The following is a 14,673-nucleotide window of genomic DNA, read 5'->3' on the forward strand; positions in this document are numbered from 1 at the left end:
GTCAACGGCTCCGGTCAGCGATACATGAAGTCAGGACTGGAGAGCCACAGCGTCAGCCATTGCTGCGGCGTCGTGGTCTGGGCGAGCGCCGTGCGCGTCGCCGGTGCGAGCGTCGGCTCGACGCGCGCACGCAGCGGCTGCAGGTCCGGCAGCGGGACCGGCGTGTTCGTGCCCTCGGGCCGGTACAGCGCCACCGCGCCGCCGCCGATCTGGCGCGCGACCTCGAATCTCAAGGTCATCTGCCCCGGGCTGTTCCAGGCGTCCGCCGTCAACGGGTAGCCGTCCGGCGTCTGCTTGTCGTAGAGACCCTGGCCGAGCCGGCGCAGCCAGTTCTGCAGCGGCTGCGCGTTCTGCAGTTCCCGCTGCTCGAAGCCCGCGCGCAGGCTGGAGAGCAGGTAGACGTGCGGATCCTTGAACCGCGGCGTGTCCGCGGAGGCGAACTGAGGTGCGTACAGCATCGGGCGCAGCGTCGCGGGCAGGTCGCCCTTCGTTCTCAGGAAGGCGGCCGCCATCGCGTCGACCACGTCCTGCGGCGGCTGCTCGCCGAGGAAGAACACCGCCAGCTTGCCGCAGACGAAACGCGCCGTCGCCGGCTGCGCGACCAGCAGGTCCAGCACCTCGTCGAGTTCCTCGGCGCCGCGGCCCTTGATCGTTCGGCCCAGCATCTGCTTGTCGCCGAAGTCGTGGCGGCCGGGGTGGAACTCGAACAGGCCGTCGCGCTTGTAGAGCGCCTCGAAGCGCGGTGCGACCTTCGCCGGCTCGGGATCGACGCGCACGCCGAAGCCCGTCAGCACGCGCGCCAGTTCCTGCACGTCGCGCTGCGTGTAGCCGCCGTCGACGCCCAGCGTGTGGAGTTCCAGCAGCTCGCGCGCGTAGTTCTCGTTGATCGCGCGCACGGCGTTCTGATCGTTGTCGAGATAGCGCAGCATCGCCGGATGTCGCGCGACCGCTCCCAGCATCGCGCGGAACGAACCGAGCGCATGCGGACGCAGCGCGCGGTCCTGGTAATCGGCCAGCATCAGCCGGATGTCGCGCTTGCCCTGGTGCACGTTGAAGTGGTTGAACCAGAACCACGACAGCTGTTCGAGCAGTTGCTGCTCGGCGTAGAGCTCGCGCAGCAGCTGGCGCTCGCCGGTCTCGCGCGCGGCGAGCCCCTGAGCCTCCTGATAGGCCTTGCGCGCGGCGACACGCTCTTCCTCGGTCGCGCTCTTGTTGTCGCCGTTGCGCCGGAAGGACTCCGCCGCCCACACGCGCGACGGCAGGGTGCCCTGGCTGATGCCCATCGCGTCGATGCGGGCCTGGACCGGCGCGGGCATCTTCGCGCTGGCATCCGCGCGGAGCTGTCGTTCGACATAAGGACCCCAGCCGCGGCGTTCGATCTCGCCCAGCTGGGATTGCGTCGCGCCCCAGCCGATGCGGTTGGCCGCGCGCAGGCGCTGCGAGGCGTCCATCGGGATATCGGGCGCCGAAGGCAGTCCGCCGCACGCCGCGAGCGCCGCGGTCGCCGTCGCGCCCAGCAGCAGCGATCGGCGTTGAAATCCGTTGGTCGACGCGGCGTTCGAAGCGTTGGTCGAAGGTGACATGCGACAAGCATGCCGCCCTCGTGTCGACCGTGTCCAGTGGCCTTTGCGCTACTTCACAGTTGTAGCGTCTCTTGCCCTCAGAGCTCGGCCACGCCCTTTACCCGTTCGGGGGCCTTCGTCATCGGCACGACGGCGATGGGCGCTTCGACCGCGCGACCGTGGAAGCGGTCCAGCAGATCCTTCCACTGCGCGCGCACGGTGACGACGTTCGCCAGCTTCACGTGGCCGTAGCCGCGGATGCCTTCGGGCAGTCGCGCGAGCTTGATGGCGACGTCGAGCTTGTCCGCGCTCAGGTGCTCCAGCAGCTCGTCGACGAGCGTTTCGTAGTCGCGGACCAGCTGGCGCTCGATGCGGCGCTCTTCGGTCTTGCCGAAGATGTCGAGCACGCCGCCGCGCAGGCCCTTGAACTTCGCCAGCGTCTTCAGCGCCTTGAAGGTCCACGAGCCGAGCTCGACCTTCTTCGCGCGGCCGTCGGCGCCCGGCTTGGACAGCAGCGGCGGGGCCATGTGGAAGCTCAGGTGATCCCAGTCCTCGAACTGCGCCTTCAGCGCGGCTTCGAACTTGCCGTCGGTGTACAGGCGGGCGACCTCGTATTCGTCCTTGATCGCGAGCAGCTTGGCGTAATAGCGCGCGACGGCCTTGGTCAGGCGCAGGCCCTTGCCGGCATCGCCGAGCGCGGACTCGGCGGCGCGCACGCGCTGCACCAGCGCCTCGTAACGCGAGGCGTAGGCGGCGTCCTGGTAGTCGGTCAGGAAGGCCTTTCGGCGCGCGATGAGACCGGGCTGGCCGTCCTTGTCGTCGAGCTGGTCGAAGTTGAACCACTGCACCGCGGAACCGGGCTGCTCGCCGGCCAGGCGGCGCAGCGCTTCCGGCGCGGCGATCGCGAGGCGACCCAGCGCGAAGGCGGTCTTGTTGTTCTCGATGGCGACGCCGTTCAGCTCGATCGCGCGCATCAGCGCCTCGAAGGACACCGGCACCAGGCCGCGCTGCCAGCAGGCGCCCAGCATGATGATGTTGCTGGGCATGGTGTCGCCCATCAAGCGCTTGGCGATGTCCTGCGCGTCGATGCTGGCGAGCAGGTCCTTGCCCTCGCCGACGGCGTGGCGCATCTTGGCGATCAGCGCATCGGCCTGCAGGCTCGCGTCCGGGTTGCGGACGAAGGCGGCGGTCGGCAGTTCATGCGTGTTGGCCAGGATCACCGTGCGGCCGGCCTTGATCGTGGCCAGCGCGTCGGCGCTCGCACCCACGACCATGTCGCAGGCCAGCAGCACGTCGGCCTGCTGCGTGTCGATGCGGACCTGGTTGAGCAGGTCCTGCGTCGGCGCCACGCGCACGAAGGACAGCACCGCGCCGCCCTTCTGCGCGAAGCCCATGAAGTCCAGCACCGAGCTCTGCTTGCCTTCCAGGTGCGCGGCCATCGTGACCAGCGCGCCCACGGTCACGACACCGGTGCCGCCGACGCCGGTGACCAGCATGTCGAAGGGACCCGTCCACGCCCAGGGCGCGGGTGGCAGGATCGCGGCGATCTCGCGCGCCAGGTCCGCAGGTCCGAAAGCCGCGCCGGCGCGTTTCTTCAGCTTGGCGCCGTGCACCGAGACGAAGCTCGGGCAGAAGCCGTTCACGCAGCTGAAGTCCTTGTTGCAGCTGCTCTGCTCGATGACGCGCTTGCGGCCGAAGTCGGTCTCCACCGGCACGACCGACAGGCAGTTGCTCGCCTGGCCGCAATCGCCGCAGCCTTCGCAGACGGACTCGTTGATGAAGATGCGCTTGTCGGGGTCGGGGAACTCGCCCTTCTTGCGGCGGCGGCGCTTCTCCGCAGCGCAGGTCTGGTCGTAGATCAGCACGGTGACGCCGGCGATCTCGCGCAGCTCGCGCTGCACGGCGTCCAGTTCGGACCGGTCGTGGAAGGTCGTGCCCGTCGGGAAGAGGCCGTGGTGGCCTTCGTACTTCTCGATGTCGTCGGAGACCACGACCAGACGCTTCACGCCTTCGGCCTCGACCTGGCGCGCGATCTGCGGCACCGAGGTCTGGCCGTCGACCGGCTGCCCGCCGGTCATCGCGACCGCGTCGTTGTAGAGGATCTTGTAGGTGATGTTGGCCTTGGCCGCGATGGCCTGCCGGATCGCCAGGTAGCCCGAGTGGTAGTAGGTGCCGTCGCCCAGGTTCTGGAAGACATGCTTCTCGGTCGTGAAGCGCGAATGCGCCGCCCAGTCGACGCCTTCCGCGCCCATCTGGATCAGGCCCGAGGTGCCGCGTTCCATCCAGCTCGCCATGAAGTGGCAGCCGATGCCGGCCAGCGCGCGCGAGCCCTCGGGCAGCTTGGTCGAGGTGTTGTGCGGGCAGCCCGAGCAGAAGTAGGGCTGGCGGCGCACCGCGTCGGCGCTGTTGGACAGCAGGCAGGGCGTCAGGAAGTCGACGACCAGATGGCGCCGGTCCAGCGCCGGGTTCAACCGTGCGAGCCAGTCGGCGACGGTCGGCATGATGCGCGACGGCCGCAGCTCGCCGAGCGCGCTGAGCACGGCCGCCCCGTGTTCATCGGACTTGCCGACCACGCGCGGACGCTGCGCGTCGGGCAGGTGGTACAGCAGTTCCTTGATCTGGCGTTCGACGACGGGCGCCTTTTCCTCGATGACCAGCATGTCGGTCAGGCCCTGCGCGAACTCGCGGATGCGCGTCGGCTCCAGCGGGTAGACGAGGCCGACCTTGTAGACCCGCACGCCGGCGGCGGCCAGCGCGTTGGGGTCCAGGTCCAGGCGGCGCAGCACTTCCATGAAGTCGTAATGCGCCTTGCCGACGGTCACGATGCCCAGCGACGCGCGCGGGCTGACGACGATGTGCTTGTCGATCGAGTTGACCTTGGCGAAGGCCAGCACCGCGTCGATCTTGTGCGCGAGGCGCGACTCCAGCTCCAGCGACGGCAGGTCGACGGAACGGATGTGGAGGTTGGTCGGCGGCGTGTGGTCGACGGGCAGCTCGAAGTCCATGGGCACCGCGTCGAGGTCGACCGTCATGCCCGACTCGACCACTTCCGAGATCGCCTTGAAGCCGACCCAGGCGCCCGAGAAGCGCGACAGCGCCCAGCCGTAGAGGCCGAACTCGAGGTACTCGGCGACGTTGCCCGGATGCACCAGCGGCATCGACCAGGCCTGCAGCGCCAGGTCGCTCTGGTGCGGCGTCGACGAGGACACGCAGCCGTGGTCGTCGCCGCAGACGACGAGCACGCCGCCCTGCTTCGCCGTGCCGTACACGTTGCCGTGCTTGAGCGCGTCGCCGGAGCGGTCCACGCCCGGGCCCTTGCCGTACCACATGGCGAACACGCCGTCGACGGTGCGCTTCGGGTCCAGCGCCACGCGCTGCACGCCCAGGCAGGCGGTGGCGGCGAGGTCCTCGTTGATCGCGGGCAGGAAGTTGACTTCCGCCTTGTCGAGGAACTTCTTCGCCTTCCACAGCTGCTGGTCGACCATGCCCAGCGGGCTGCCGCGGTAGCCGCTGACGAAGCCGGCGGTCTTCAGGCCCTGGCGCTCGTCCTGCGCCTTCTGCATCAGCAGCAGGCGCACGAGCGCCTGGGTGCCGGTCAGGAACACCGGCCCGGCGCTGGCGGCCAGGTTGTCGGAGAGCTGGTAGGGGCGCAGGGCCGGCGCGACGGCAAGACTGGCTTCGGTCATGGCTTGTCTCCCCAATGGGGCGAGCCGGCCGGGGCATGCCGGTCGGCTCGGATTTGTAGATGGATCGATGAGGGGATTCTTTCCGAGACAATGCGAACTTTCTTGCTCCGTTTACTAGTGCGGCGGCATGGATCGATCAATTCATACTCAGAAGGCGTCAATATGGAGAATGAACGTTTCGATCGGGCGACCCGCTTGATCCTGGAGGCGTTGCAGGCCGACGCGCGCCAGAGCACGCAGCAGCTGGCGGACAAGGTGGGGCTCTCGGCCACGCCGGTCTGGCGCCGGGTCAAGGAGCTGGAGGAGCGGGGGGTGATCCGCCGTCACGTGGCGCTGGTGGACCGCGAACAGCTCGGCCTGTCGATCTGCGTCCTGGCGAACGTCAGCCTGGTGCGGCACACGGAGGGCGCGGTGGACGCTTTCGAGGCGATGGTCGCGGGCAGTCCGGAGATCGTCGAATGCCAGGCCATCACCGGCGAGGCGGACTACGTCATCAAGATCGTCGCGCCGGACATGAAGGCCTACGACCAGTTCCTGCAGAGCAAGGTGTTCCGCGTCCCGGGCGTGGCCAGCGTGCGCAGCAACGTGGTGCTGCGCGAGGTGAAGTACGAGACCGCGTATCCGGTGCCGTGACCGGTGCCGTGATCTGCGCTGCCAGGGTGCGCGTTCTCCTCAATGGGCATCGCGTTTTCGACGTGAGATCCTGACGCCATGTTCTCCGTCTACGGCACTTCCGGAAAGATCCTCACCGGCGGCCTGGAGCAGGTCCGGGACCTGGCTCCGGTGCAGGCGGTGGCGCGCACGCGCGCCGTGGCGCCGACCGCGCGGCAGGGCGATCTGACGCCGTCGACGGTCGTGCTCGCGGGTGTGGGGCAGGGCGGCGGCGGCGGTGTCGGCGGCGGACCGGGATTCGGACCTTCGGCCTACATGGCGCACGAGGCGCTGGCCGCCTACGCCGGCGACACCACGCGTGTACCGCTCACGCAGGTGCATCAGCTGATGAGCCGCAAACTGATCAGCGTGATGTCGGGCTCGCCGCTGCGGCAGGCGATGCGGACGATGTCGCGCGTCGGTGTCGCGCAGGCGCCGGTGCTCGGGCCTCAAGGCGAGGTGCGCGGTCTGGTGACGCGCGGCGATCTCACGCGCGGCCTGGCGGAGGATCTCGAGGAGATGGCCGAGATCATGGTCATCGCGCGGCGGCTGGCCGCGCCGGTGGACGACGTGATGTGGACGCCGGTGCCGGTCGCGCAGCCCGACACGCCGTTGCGGGAAGCCGCCCAGTTGATGCTCGACCTGGGCCTGCCCGGCCTGCCGGTGGGCGACGACAACGGCCGCCTGATCGGCTTTCTCTCGCGCAGCGATCTGCTGCGCGGCATGACGCACGAACCGCCGCTGGACCTCTGGTCCTGACGATCGCCGAAGGACGGATCGCCCGCTTGGCGGCCCCTCGGGGTCAGTACTTGCGCATCCCGCGCTCGGACTCTTCCTGCTCGATCGCCTGCAGCGTGCGCCAGTCGGTGCAGACGAACACGCCGTCCTCGACGATGCGGTCCGGCAGCGAGCCGTCGCCGCGGGCGACCTTCCCGTCCTTGCAGATCAGGGTGCCGCGCGCCTGACCTTGGCTCTGGTCCTGCAGCGCCTTGCCGATGACCATCGAGTCCCGGGTGTACAGCGTCAGCATCAGCAACGCGAACAGCACGCCCAGCATCAGCGCCACGCCGACGACGATGTCGCTGACATCGCGCAACGCGGAGGGCGGTGCCGGCGTCGCCGCCTGTGCACGAGGCGCGGCGGCGAAGCTCCGCCCGTCGTCGCGCGAAGCGCTCGACGGGGAGCGCGACGTGGACGTCGAACCGGATCGCGTGTTGGCGCGAGACAAACCGGGCGAAGGACGGGTGGTGGCCATGTTCATGAGACGGATCGCTTTGCCAAAAAAACACCAGCAAGGGCGGACCGAAGACGGACGGGATGAAGGCTACAGGCGACTGCCCGGGTCAACTACTTAAATGCGGGGCTCCCCACCAAAAATGCACGGGTGCCCGCGACCCTTTCCGTTGGTTACAGCAGTTGCAGAACTAAGATTTCTGCACCTCCAAAGAGCGCCTTCCGGGCGCTCTCAAGCGCCCGAAGTGGCGCAGTGCGCATATCGCGCGAATCCACACGCCGACCCTGCGTCCACCTTCGCGAGCTCGAACACCATGCCCCAATCCGATACCCCTCTCACGACCGCCGCGCATCAGGCGCTGCAGAAGCTGTCGCACGAGTTGCCGGATGCCTGCGAGCGTCTGGACTACGTCAAGCGCATGACCGACCAGGCCGCCAACAAGGTGCTGGGGATCGTCGAGTCGGCGCAGGACGACGCGCAGGCGGTGGCGCGTCAGGGCCACGAGTTGTCGGAGTCCTTGCAGCGTCTGGCGGCCGCGCCGGACCTGAGCGTCGAGCGCGCCCGCGCGATGATGCGGCTGTGCGCCGCCTACGCGGCCGGCGCCGCCGGTTTCGCGGACCGCATGAAGGGCCTGCAGACCGAGATCATGATGGCCCAGGATTTCCAGGATCTGTCCGGCCAGGTGATCAACAAGGTGCTGGGCATGCTGCGCCCCGCGGAGGAGCCGCTGCAACAGCTGCTTGCCGGGCAGGAGCACGCCGCGCCGACCACCGCTGCGGAAGAACAGCTTGCCGGTGTGCAGACGCCGGACAAGGCGCTGCAGCAGGACGACGTCGACGCGATGCTGGCCGAAATGGGCTTCTGAAGCGGCTCAGGACCAGACCATCGGGTCCACCTCGTAATACCGGCGCAGTTCCCCGTACAGCGCGGGATGCGCCTGCGCCAGCGCCCAAGGCTGCCCGAAGAAGCGTTCGCTCGCGACCGCGAAGAACTCGGCCGGCTCCGTGGCTGCATAGTCGCCCAGTGGATCGGGCTCGCCCGCGGCCAGCCGCGCGCGCAGCAGGTCGAAGCTCTGCTGCATCACCACCGCCCAGCGCGCCTGCCGCGCCCGGTTGCCCAGCCACGGCGCGCCGTTGGCCAGACCCTTGACCTGGTCGAGCTGGTGCGCGAACTCGTGCACCGCGACGTTGTGTCCGCGCTCCGGGTGGGCGGCGTCGCGCAGCACGTCGTCCCAGGACAGCACGACCTGGCCCTCGCCCCAGGATTCACCGCTCAGCACCTGCCGGTCCTGCATCTGCAACGGACCCTGATGTCTCACGCGGTCGACGATGAACGCCCCCGGATAGACCAGCACCGTATGCAGCTTGGGGTAGTAGCCGCGCGTGCGGCCGAGCAGCGGCAGTGTCGCCAATGCGGCGATGGTCACGCGGACCTCGTCGGTGATGACCTGGCCGGCGCAGCCGATGAAGGACTTTTCCGCGAGGAAGACCTGCATCTGGCGCTTGAGCCGGAGTTGCAGGTCCGCCGGCAGCCGCGCGACCTGCGGCACGTTGCGGCGCAGGATCGCGCGCCACGCGGCGGGGAAGGCCTTGGCGCGCAGCCGGGCGCGGCGACGCGCCTGCCGCCAGGAGTGGCTCATCAGCCAGAAGCAGATCAGCGCCGCGATCAGCGCAAGCAACAGCAAGGTCATGGCGGTGAGCGCCTCGGCGCTTCGCTGCAAGGGGACCAAGATGCGCGCATGCCCGGCGCTTTTCAAGAGCGGGTCAGGTCTTGCTCCCTCGTCTGGCGAACCCCGTCGGGAATCGCGGTTCGAACAGGACTGCGGCGCCGACGCGACGAAGTCCGACGCGCCGGGCGATTGACGGTCGGCGCGAGGGCGAAGACGCCCGGACCCGTCATGCGCGACCCGGACAATTTCGGCCTGGACGACTGCGGACTTGAGCGCTGATTAAAGCGCCGCCGGGAGACGGTCGCCTTGAGATGAACAGACGAGCATGAGGGAGGGCGGCGACCGGCTGGAAGGTGCGGTGGCCGTCGAGGCGATTTGAAGTTTTCGGAAGTGCAGGCGACGTCGCTGAGGACGTCGCCGTTCGACGTCAGTCCGCTGCAGCAGTACCGCGCGAAAGTCCAGCAGGAGATGCTGGATGGACCCGCGCCGTCCGTCGTGCTGCGCCTGTCCCCGTTCATCGGGACGGAAGGTCCGCTCAAGGAGATGTACGCGCGGAACAGCGCCGACGTCACCTACGGCCGTCACCCCCTCGGCCAGGAAGCGCCGCCGGTCAGCCGCATCGAGTCGCCGCCGTACTCGCACGGGACCTACACCGCGGCCAACTTCCCGGACCTGCGCGTGCAGGTGGAACTCGGCCCGCTGCTCGTCAGCCACGTCGACCGTGCCGGCGGCACGCCGCGCGTGCTGGACGTCACCGCCTGACGCGCCTAGCATCGCCCGAGGCCGTGTGCGAGTGGCGCGCGGATCGAGCCACGGGTGGGAGGACACCATGAACCAACAGCAGCGGGGCCAGCGGCTCCAGCGGCGGACGGCGCGCGTACGCTGGATGCGACGTGCCATCGCGGCGCCGGTCGCGGCCGGGCTCGTCCTGGGCGGCGCGCCGGCACGGGCGGCGGAGCAGACCGTCGACCTGAACTCGCGCGGCGGGTATCAGAGCCACCGGCTGCCGGACGGCACGACCGATGTGGAACTCGTGCAGCAGACGGCCGGCGGTTGCCGCTTCGGACGGACCTGGGGCTTCGACCTGACCAGCAAGGAGATGTGGGTCGACGGCGGCTGCGGCGGCCGGTTCAGGATCACGATTGCGGCGGCCGGAAGCGGTGGCACGGGCGACAGCGCCGGCAGTTCGGACAACTCGAGCAACATCGGTGCCGCGGTGGCCGCCGCGGCGGTGATCGCCGGCATCGCGCTGATCGCCAGCAGCAAGGACAAGGACAAGGACCGCGGCAACGACGGCGACGGCGACTGGCAGGGCGACCCCGGCTGGAACAGCCGTCAGATCCGCGGCAAGGGCGGCCTGTGCCTGGACATCGAAGGCGGCGCGCGTCCCGGCCGCAACCTCATCGTCTTCGACTGCAACGGCGGCGCCAACCAGCGCTTCGAGTGGAACCGCAACGGCGAGCTGCGCGTCTCGGGCCTGTGCCTGGACGTCGCCAACAGCAACAACTCGGACGGCGCGCGCGTGATGGCCTATCAGTGCAACGGCGGCGCCAACCAGCGCTGGCGCACGCGCGGCGGCGAGATCCGCAGCCTGGACTCCGGCAAGTGCCTCGACATGGAGAACGGCCGCGCCCGCCCGGGCACGGCCGTCATCATGTATCGCTGCAACGGCGGGGACAACCAGCGCTGGTCGTGGTGAGGCCGATCCCTTTGAGACCGACCGCTGTGACGCCGGTCGCGGTGCTCAGCGCGCGACGGTCTCCGTGCGCGCGGCGCGGACTGCCTCGCTGAGCACGTCCAGCACCTCGATCGAGTCGTCCCACGCCAGGCAGGCGTCGGTGATGCTCTTGCCGTATTCCAGCTTGGACGGATCATCCTTGCCGGGGCTGAACTTCTGCGCGCCGCCCTTGAGGTGGCTCTCCACCATCACGCCGAAGATGCTGGTGCCGCCGGCGCGGATCTGCGCGGCGATGTCGCGCGCCACGTCCAGCTGGCGTTCATGGTTCTTGCTGCTGTTGGCATGCGAGCAGTCGACCATCAGCCGCGTGTCGAGCTTGGAGGTCGCCAGGTCCGCGCAGGCGACGGCCACGCTCGCGGCGTCGTAGTTCGGCGTCTTGCCGCCGCGCAGGATCACGTGGCAGTCGCGGTTGCCCTTGGTCTCGACGATCGCGACCTGGCCGTTCTTGTGCACCGACAGGAAGTGGTGCGGCCGCGCCGCCGCCTGGATCGCGTCGGTCGCGATCTTGATGTTGCCGTCGGTGCCGTTCTTGAAGCCGATCGGCGCCGACAGGCCCGAAGCCAGTTCGCGGTGAACCTGGCTCTCGGTGGTGCGCGCGCCGATCGCGCCCCAGCTGATCAGGTCGCCGATGTACTGCGGCGAGATCACGTCCAGGAACTCCGAGCCCGCCGGCATGCCCAGCCGGTTGATCTCCAGCAGCAGTTGGCGCGCGATGCGCAGGCCCTCGTCGATGCGGTAGCTTTCGTCGAGGTAGGGGTCGTTGATCAGGCCCTTCCAGCCCACCGTCGTGCGCGGCTTCTCGAAGTAGACGCGCATCACGATCTCCAGCGTGTCGGCGTGCTGCTCGCGCAGCGTCACCAGGCGCTTGGCGTACTCGAGCGCCGCGGCCGGGTCGTGGATCGAGCAGGGCCCGATGATCACGAGCAGGCGGTCGTCCTTGCGCTGCATGATGTTGCGGATGCGCTGGCGCGTGCCGACGACGAGCTGCTCCATGGCCGTGCCACGGATCGGGAAGAAGCGGATGAGGTGTTCAGGAGGCGGCAAGGGCGTGATGTCCAGGATGCGTTCGTCGTCGGTCTGGGAGGTCTTGTCCTGCGGCGAATACCAGCGCTCCGCCTGCGTGGCGCTGGGATAAGGACTGGTCGACTTGGCATTCATGGGTGACGCTTTCAGTGGTGGGCTGCTTGGCTCTGAGTGCCCGGGGCCCGGCCGAAAAAAAACCGCCGGGCTTGGGGCCCGGCGGTTTTCGAGGATTCTTTGGCGTTCTGCTTATGCGTTCGCCTCTCCTCCGCCGGGGCGGTGCGAGAACCAAAAATAAGCAAAGTAGAACTTGGGTGCGGAACGCATGGGACCAATAGTGCCTGTGCTCACGGCGGCGCGTCAAGCGCCGCGGGGTGACAGCCGCCCGTGTCGCGCGACGACATCGGGCAAGCCTGCCTTCGTGGAACCTGGGGTCAGGCCGTGCCGCCGACGGTCAGGCCGTCGATGCGCAACGTCGGCTGGCCGACGCCCACCGGGACGCTCTGGCCTTCCTTGCCGCAGACGCCCACGCCGGTGTCCAGCTGCATGTCGTTGCCGATCATGCTGACGCGGGTCAGCGCGTCCGGGCCGTTGCCGATGATGGTGGCGCCCTTGACCGGGTACTGGATCTTGCCGTTCTCGACCCAGTAGGCCTCGCTGGCGGAGAACACGAACTTGCCCGAGGTGATGTCCACCTGACCGCCGCCGAAGTTGGTCGCGTACAGGCCCTTGTCGATGCTGGCGATGATCTCCTTCGGATCCTTGTCGCCGCCCAGCATGTAGGTGTTGGTCATGCGCGGCATCGGCACGTGGGCGTAGCTTTCGCGACGGCCGTTGCCGGTCGGGGCGACCTTCATCAGGCGCGCGTTCATCGCATCCTGGATGTAGCCCTTGAGGATGCCGTCCTCGATCAGCACGTTGCGCTGCGAGGCGCAACCCTCGTCGTCGACGTTGAGCGAACCGCGGCGGTCGGGGATGGTGCCGTCGTCCAGCACCGTCACGCCCTTGGCGGCGACGCGTTCGCCGATGCGGCCCGAGAAGGTGGACGACCCCTTGCGGTTGAAATCGCCTTCCAGGCCGTGACCGACGGCCTCGTGCAGCAGCACGCCGGGCCAGCCCGGGCCGAGGACGACGGTCATCTCGCCGGCCGGGGCCGGGCGCGATTCGAGGTTGGTCAGCGCCGCGCTCACCGCCTGCTCGACGTAGGAGGCGATCATCTCGTCGGTGAAATAGGCCAGGCCGAAACGCCCGCCGCCACCGCCGGAACCCACTTCGCGGCGGCCGTTGCTTTCGGCGATCACGGTGACGGACAAGCGCACCAGCGGCCGCACGTCGGCGGCCAGCGTGCCGTCGGCGCGGGCGATCAGGACCCCCTCGTGCTCGGCGGCCAGGCCGGCCATCACCTGCGCGATGCGCGGGTCCTTGGCGCGGGCCAGGCGCTCGGTGCGCTCCAGCAGGGCGACCTTCTGCGCGCTGTCCAGGCTGGCGATCGGGTCGGCGTCGCCGTAGAGCGCGCGGCTGCCGGACACGATCGGCTCGGTCGGCACCTTCACGCGGCGGCTCTGGCCGGCGGACGCGATCGCGCGCACGGTGCGGGCGGCGTCGAGCAGCGCGGCTTCGGAGATGTCGTCGGAGTAGGCGAACGCCGTCTTCTCGCCGGCGACGGCGCGCACGCCCACGCCCTGGTCGATCGAGAAGCTGCCACTCTTGACGATGCCTTCCTCCAGGCTCCAGCCCTCCGCGCGGGTGGTCTGGAAGTAGAGGTCGGCGTCGTCGACGCGGTGCTCGGTGATCAGGCGCAGGGCCTGCGAGAGCGACGCATCGGTCAGGCCGAAGGGTTCGAGCAGCTGGGCACGGGCGGTGACCAGGCGGGCGAGGGTGGGTTCGCGCGAAATCATCGGCTGATTGTAGGCATCGCCCGGGGTGCCCGCTCGCGGGCGGTCGCGACCCTGTCTGGGTGATGGTGACCGGCCGACGCCGGTCCTCCACGGCGAAGGGGCGGTAGCGATCCGTAGCAATCGCTTCACCGATCTTTACGGCGACCCGGTCACCGCTTCCGGCAGCCCCGTCGTTGTCTCCTCAGCGGCAACGAAAACCGCAGCCAACCTCCCAAGGAGAACCTCGATGAAGCGCATGTCCCTGTCGATCGCCCTCGTGTCCAGCCTGCTCGCCGCTTCGGCGTTCGCCCAGACCGCCGCGCCGGCCTCGACCGCCACGCCGCGCGTCGACCAGCGCGAAGCGAACCAGCAGCAGCGCATCGCCAACGGTGCCGCTTCCGGTCAGCTGACCGCGAAGGAAACGCAGCACCTGGAGAAGCAGCAGGCCCGCGTCGACAACGCCGAGGCGAAGGCCAAGTCCGACGGCGTCGTCACCGCGAAGGAACGCCGCCAGCTGCAGCGCAAGCAGGACGTCGCCAGTGCCGACATCCGCCGCGCGAAGCACAACGGCAAGACCGCGGGCAAGTGATCCAGTCCTGACTGCCGAGGCCGCTGGCCCTCACCCCAACCCTCTCCCGCAAGCGGGAGAGGGAGCCACCCCAGTGCTCCTGCTCCGAATGGCTCGGTGCATGCTCACTCCCTCTCCCGCTTGCGGGAGAGGGCGGGGGTGAGGGCCGGGGTCTCCGCAGGAAGATGAATTCAGCGCGCCTCGTCGGCGTCTTCTTCATCCTCGCCTGCGGCGTCCTGCTTCCATTCCAGCGCCTGCTGGTACAGCGCCTTGCGCGACTCGCCGGTGAGCTCGGCGGCCAGCGCCGCGGCCTGCTTCAGCGGCAGGTCTCGCACGAGCACGCGCAGCGTGCGCAGCGCCTCCTCGGGCAGGCCGTCGGTGCTGGACACCGCCGGTGCCGCGTGCAGCACCAGCACGAACTCGCCGCGCTCGCGCTGCTTGTCCGCGGCCATCCAGGCGGGCAGCGTCGCGCAGGGCGCGGTATGGATGGTCTCGAACTGCTTGGTGACCTCGCGGCACACCGTCAGCGTCTGTTCGGGCGCGAGCTCGGCCAGCAGCGCGATCAGTTCCTGGATGCGATGTGGCGCCTCGAACAGCACCTGGCTGTGCGGCGCGCCGGTCAGCGCCTGCAGCGCGCTGCGACGCTCTGCGGACTTGGTCGGCAGGAA

General features: G+C 69.1%; 12 protein-coding genes and 1 pseudogene. 6 read left to right on the forward strand and 7 right to left on the reverse strand.

Annotation, left to right across the window (positions count from 1 at the left end; all coding sequences use genetic code 11):
• Positions 1–14 precede the first annotated feature (14 nt).
• Positions 15–1,583 (reverse strand): DUF1800 domain-containing protein, encoded by a 1,569-nt coding sequence (locus VF536_RS25775; RefSeq protein ID WP_331617811.1) that lies wholly within the window; start codon positions 1,581–1,583, stop codon positions 15–17.
• Between the two features lie 77 nt (positions 1,584–1,660).
• Positions 1,661–5,248, reverse strand: coding sequence for an indolepyruvate ferredoxin oxidoreductase family protein (locus tag VF536_RS25780; protein ID WP_331617812.1), 3,588 nt, complete (start codon positions 5,246–5,248; stop codon positions 1,661–1,663).
• Positions 5,249–5,410: 162 nt separating this feature from the next.
• On the opposite strand from VF536_RS25780, the gene VF536_RS25785 reads away from it, so the two are divergent.
• Together VF536_RS25785 and VF536_RS25790 are read left to right on the forward strand one after the other, a co-directional pair.
• Positions 5,411–5,881, forward strand: coding sequence for an Lrp/AsnC family transcriptional regulator (locus VF536_RS25785; protein WP_088404959.1), 471 nt, complete (start codon positions 5,411–5,413; stop codon positions 5,879–5,881).
• Between the two features lie 78 nt (positions 5,882–5,959).
• Positions 5,960–6,658: a CBS domain-containing protein gene (locus VF536_RS25790; protein WP_331617813.1), complete on the forward strand. Its 699-nt coding sequence runs from the start codon at positions 5,960–5,962 to the stop codon at positions 6,656–6,658.
• Between the two features lie 43 nt (positions 6,659–6,701).
• Here the strand turns inward: VF536_RS25790 and VF536_RS25795 are convergent, their stop codons facing one another.
• Positions 6,702–7,160, reverse strand: coding sequence for a hypothetical protein (locus tag VF536_RS25795; RefSeq protein ID WP_331617814.1), 459 nt, complete (start codon positions 7,158–7,160; stop codon positions 6,702–6,704).
• Positions 7,161–7,446: 286 nt separating this feature from the next.
• Between VF536_RS25795 and VF536_RS25800 the strand changes: the two genes are divergently transcribed.
• Positions 7,447–7,998, forward strand: coding sequence for a protein phosphatase CheZ (locus VF536_RS25800; RefSeq protein ID WP_331617815.1), 552 nt, complete (start codon positions 7,447–7,449; stop codon positions 7,996–7,998).
• Positions 7,999–8,004: 6 nt separating this feature from the next.
• Here the strand turns inward: VF536_RS25800 and VF536_RS25805 are convergent, their stop codons facing one another.
• Positions 8,005–8,823, reverse strand: a complete 819-nt coding sequence (locus tag VF536_RS25805) for a M90 family metallopeptidase (RefSeq protein WP_331617816.1) — start codon at positions 8,821–8,823, stop codon at positions 8,005–8,007.
• Between the two features lie 354 nt (positions 8,824–9,177).
• On the opposite strand from VF536_RS25805, the gene VF536_RS25810 reads away from it, so the two are divergent.
• Positions 9,178–9,564, forward strand: a complete 387-nt coding sequence (locus VF536_RS25810) for a hypothetical protein (protein ID WP_331617817.1) — start codon at positions 9,178–9,180, stop codon at positions 9,562–9,564.
• Between the two features lie 67 nt (positions 9,565–9,631).
• Entirely contained in the window at positions 9,632–10,501 is an 870-nt protein-coding gene (locus tag VF536_RS25815) for a lectin (RefSeq protein ID WP_331617818.1), read from the forward strand.
• Positions 10,502–10,546: 45 nt separating this feature from the next.
• Here the strand turns inward: VF536_RS25815 and VF536_RS25820 are convergent, their stop codons facing one another.
• A complete protein-coding gene (locus VF536_RS25820; RefSeq protein WP_331617819.1) occupies positions 10,547–11,698 on the reverse strand; it encodes a 3-deoxy-7-phosphoheptulonate synthase in 1,152 nt (383 codons plus the stop codon).
• Between the two features lie 296 nt (positions 11,699–11,994).
• A complete protein-coding gene (gene tldD, locus VF536_RS25825; RefSeq protein ID WP_331617820.1) occupies positions 11,995–13,458 on the reverse strand; it encodes a metalloprotease TldD in 1,464 nt (487 codons plus the stop codon).
• A gap of 226 nt (positions 13,459–13,684) precedes the next feature.
• Between tldD and VF536_RS25830 the strand changes: the two genes are divergently transcribed.
• Positions 13,685–14,026 (forward strand): hypothetical protein, encoded by a 342-nt coding sequence (locus VF536_RS25830; RefSeq protein WP_331617821.1) that lies wholly within the window; start codon positions 13,685–13,687, stop codon positions 14,024–14,026.
• Between the two features lie 170 nt (positions 14,027–14,196).
• Here VF536_RS25830 and VF536_RS25835 read toward each other — a convergent pair.
• Positions 14,197–14,673: pseudogene (locus VF536_RS25835) on the reverse strand (16S rRNA (cytidine(1402)-2'-O)-methyltransferase); the annotation flags it as partial.

The organism is Roseateles sp. (assembly GCF_036486225.1).
Lineage (GTDB): Bacteria > Pseudomonadota > Gammaproteobacteria > Burkholderiales > Burkholderiaceae_C > Roseateles.

Bases quoted from the DNA above. Each gene is read 5' to 3' on its own strand.
- VF536_RS25830 (WP_331617821.1), top strand. From the start codon at position 13,685: ATGAAGCGCATGTCCCTGTCGATCGCCCTCGTGTCCAGCCTGCTCGCC.
- VF536_RS25780 (WP_331617812.1), bottom strand. From the start codon at position 5,248: ATGACCGAAGCCAGTCTTGCCGTCGCGCCGGCCCTGCGCCCCTACCAG.
- VF536_RS25775 (WP_331617811.1), bottom strand. From the start codon at position 1,583: ATGTCACCTTCGACCAACGCTTCGAACGCCGCGTCGACCAACGGATTT.
- VF536_RS25795 (WP_331617814.1), bottom strand. From the start codon at position 7,160: ATGAACATGGCCACCACCCGTCCTTCGCCCGGTTTGTCTCGCGCCAAC.
- VF536_RS25815 (WP_331617818.1), top strand. From the start codon at position 9,632: ATGAACCAACAGCAGCGGGGCCAGCGGCTCCAGCGGCGGACGGCGCGC.
- VF536_RS25800 (WP_331617815.1), top strand. From the start codon at position 7,447: ATGCCCCAATCCGATACCCCTCTCACGACCGCCGCGCATCAGGCGCTG.
- tldD (WP_331617820.1), bottom strand. From the start codon at position 13,458: ATGATTTCGCGCGAACCCACCCTCGCCCGCCTGGTCACCGCCCGTGCC.
- VF536_RS25790 (WP_331617813.1), top strand. From the start codon at position 5,960: ATGTTCTCCGTCTACGGCACTTCCGGAAAGATCCTCACCGGCGGCCTG.
- VF536_RS25805 (WP_331617816.1), bottom strand. From the start codon at position 8,823: ATGACCTTGCTGTTGCTTGCGCTGATCGCGGCGCTGATCTGCTTCTGG.
- VF536_RS25820 (WP_331617819.1), bottom strand. From the start codon at position 11,698: ATGAATGCCAAGTCGACCAGTCCTTATCCCAGCGCCACGCAGGCGGAG.
- VF536_RS25785 (WP_088404959.1), top strand. From the start codon at position 5,411: ATGGAGAATGAACGTTTCGATCGGGCGACCCGCTTGATCCTGGAGGCG.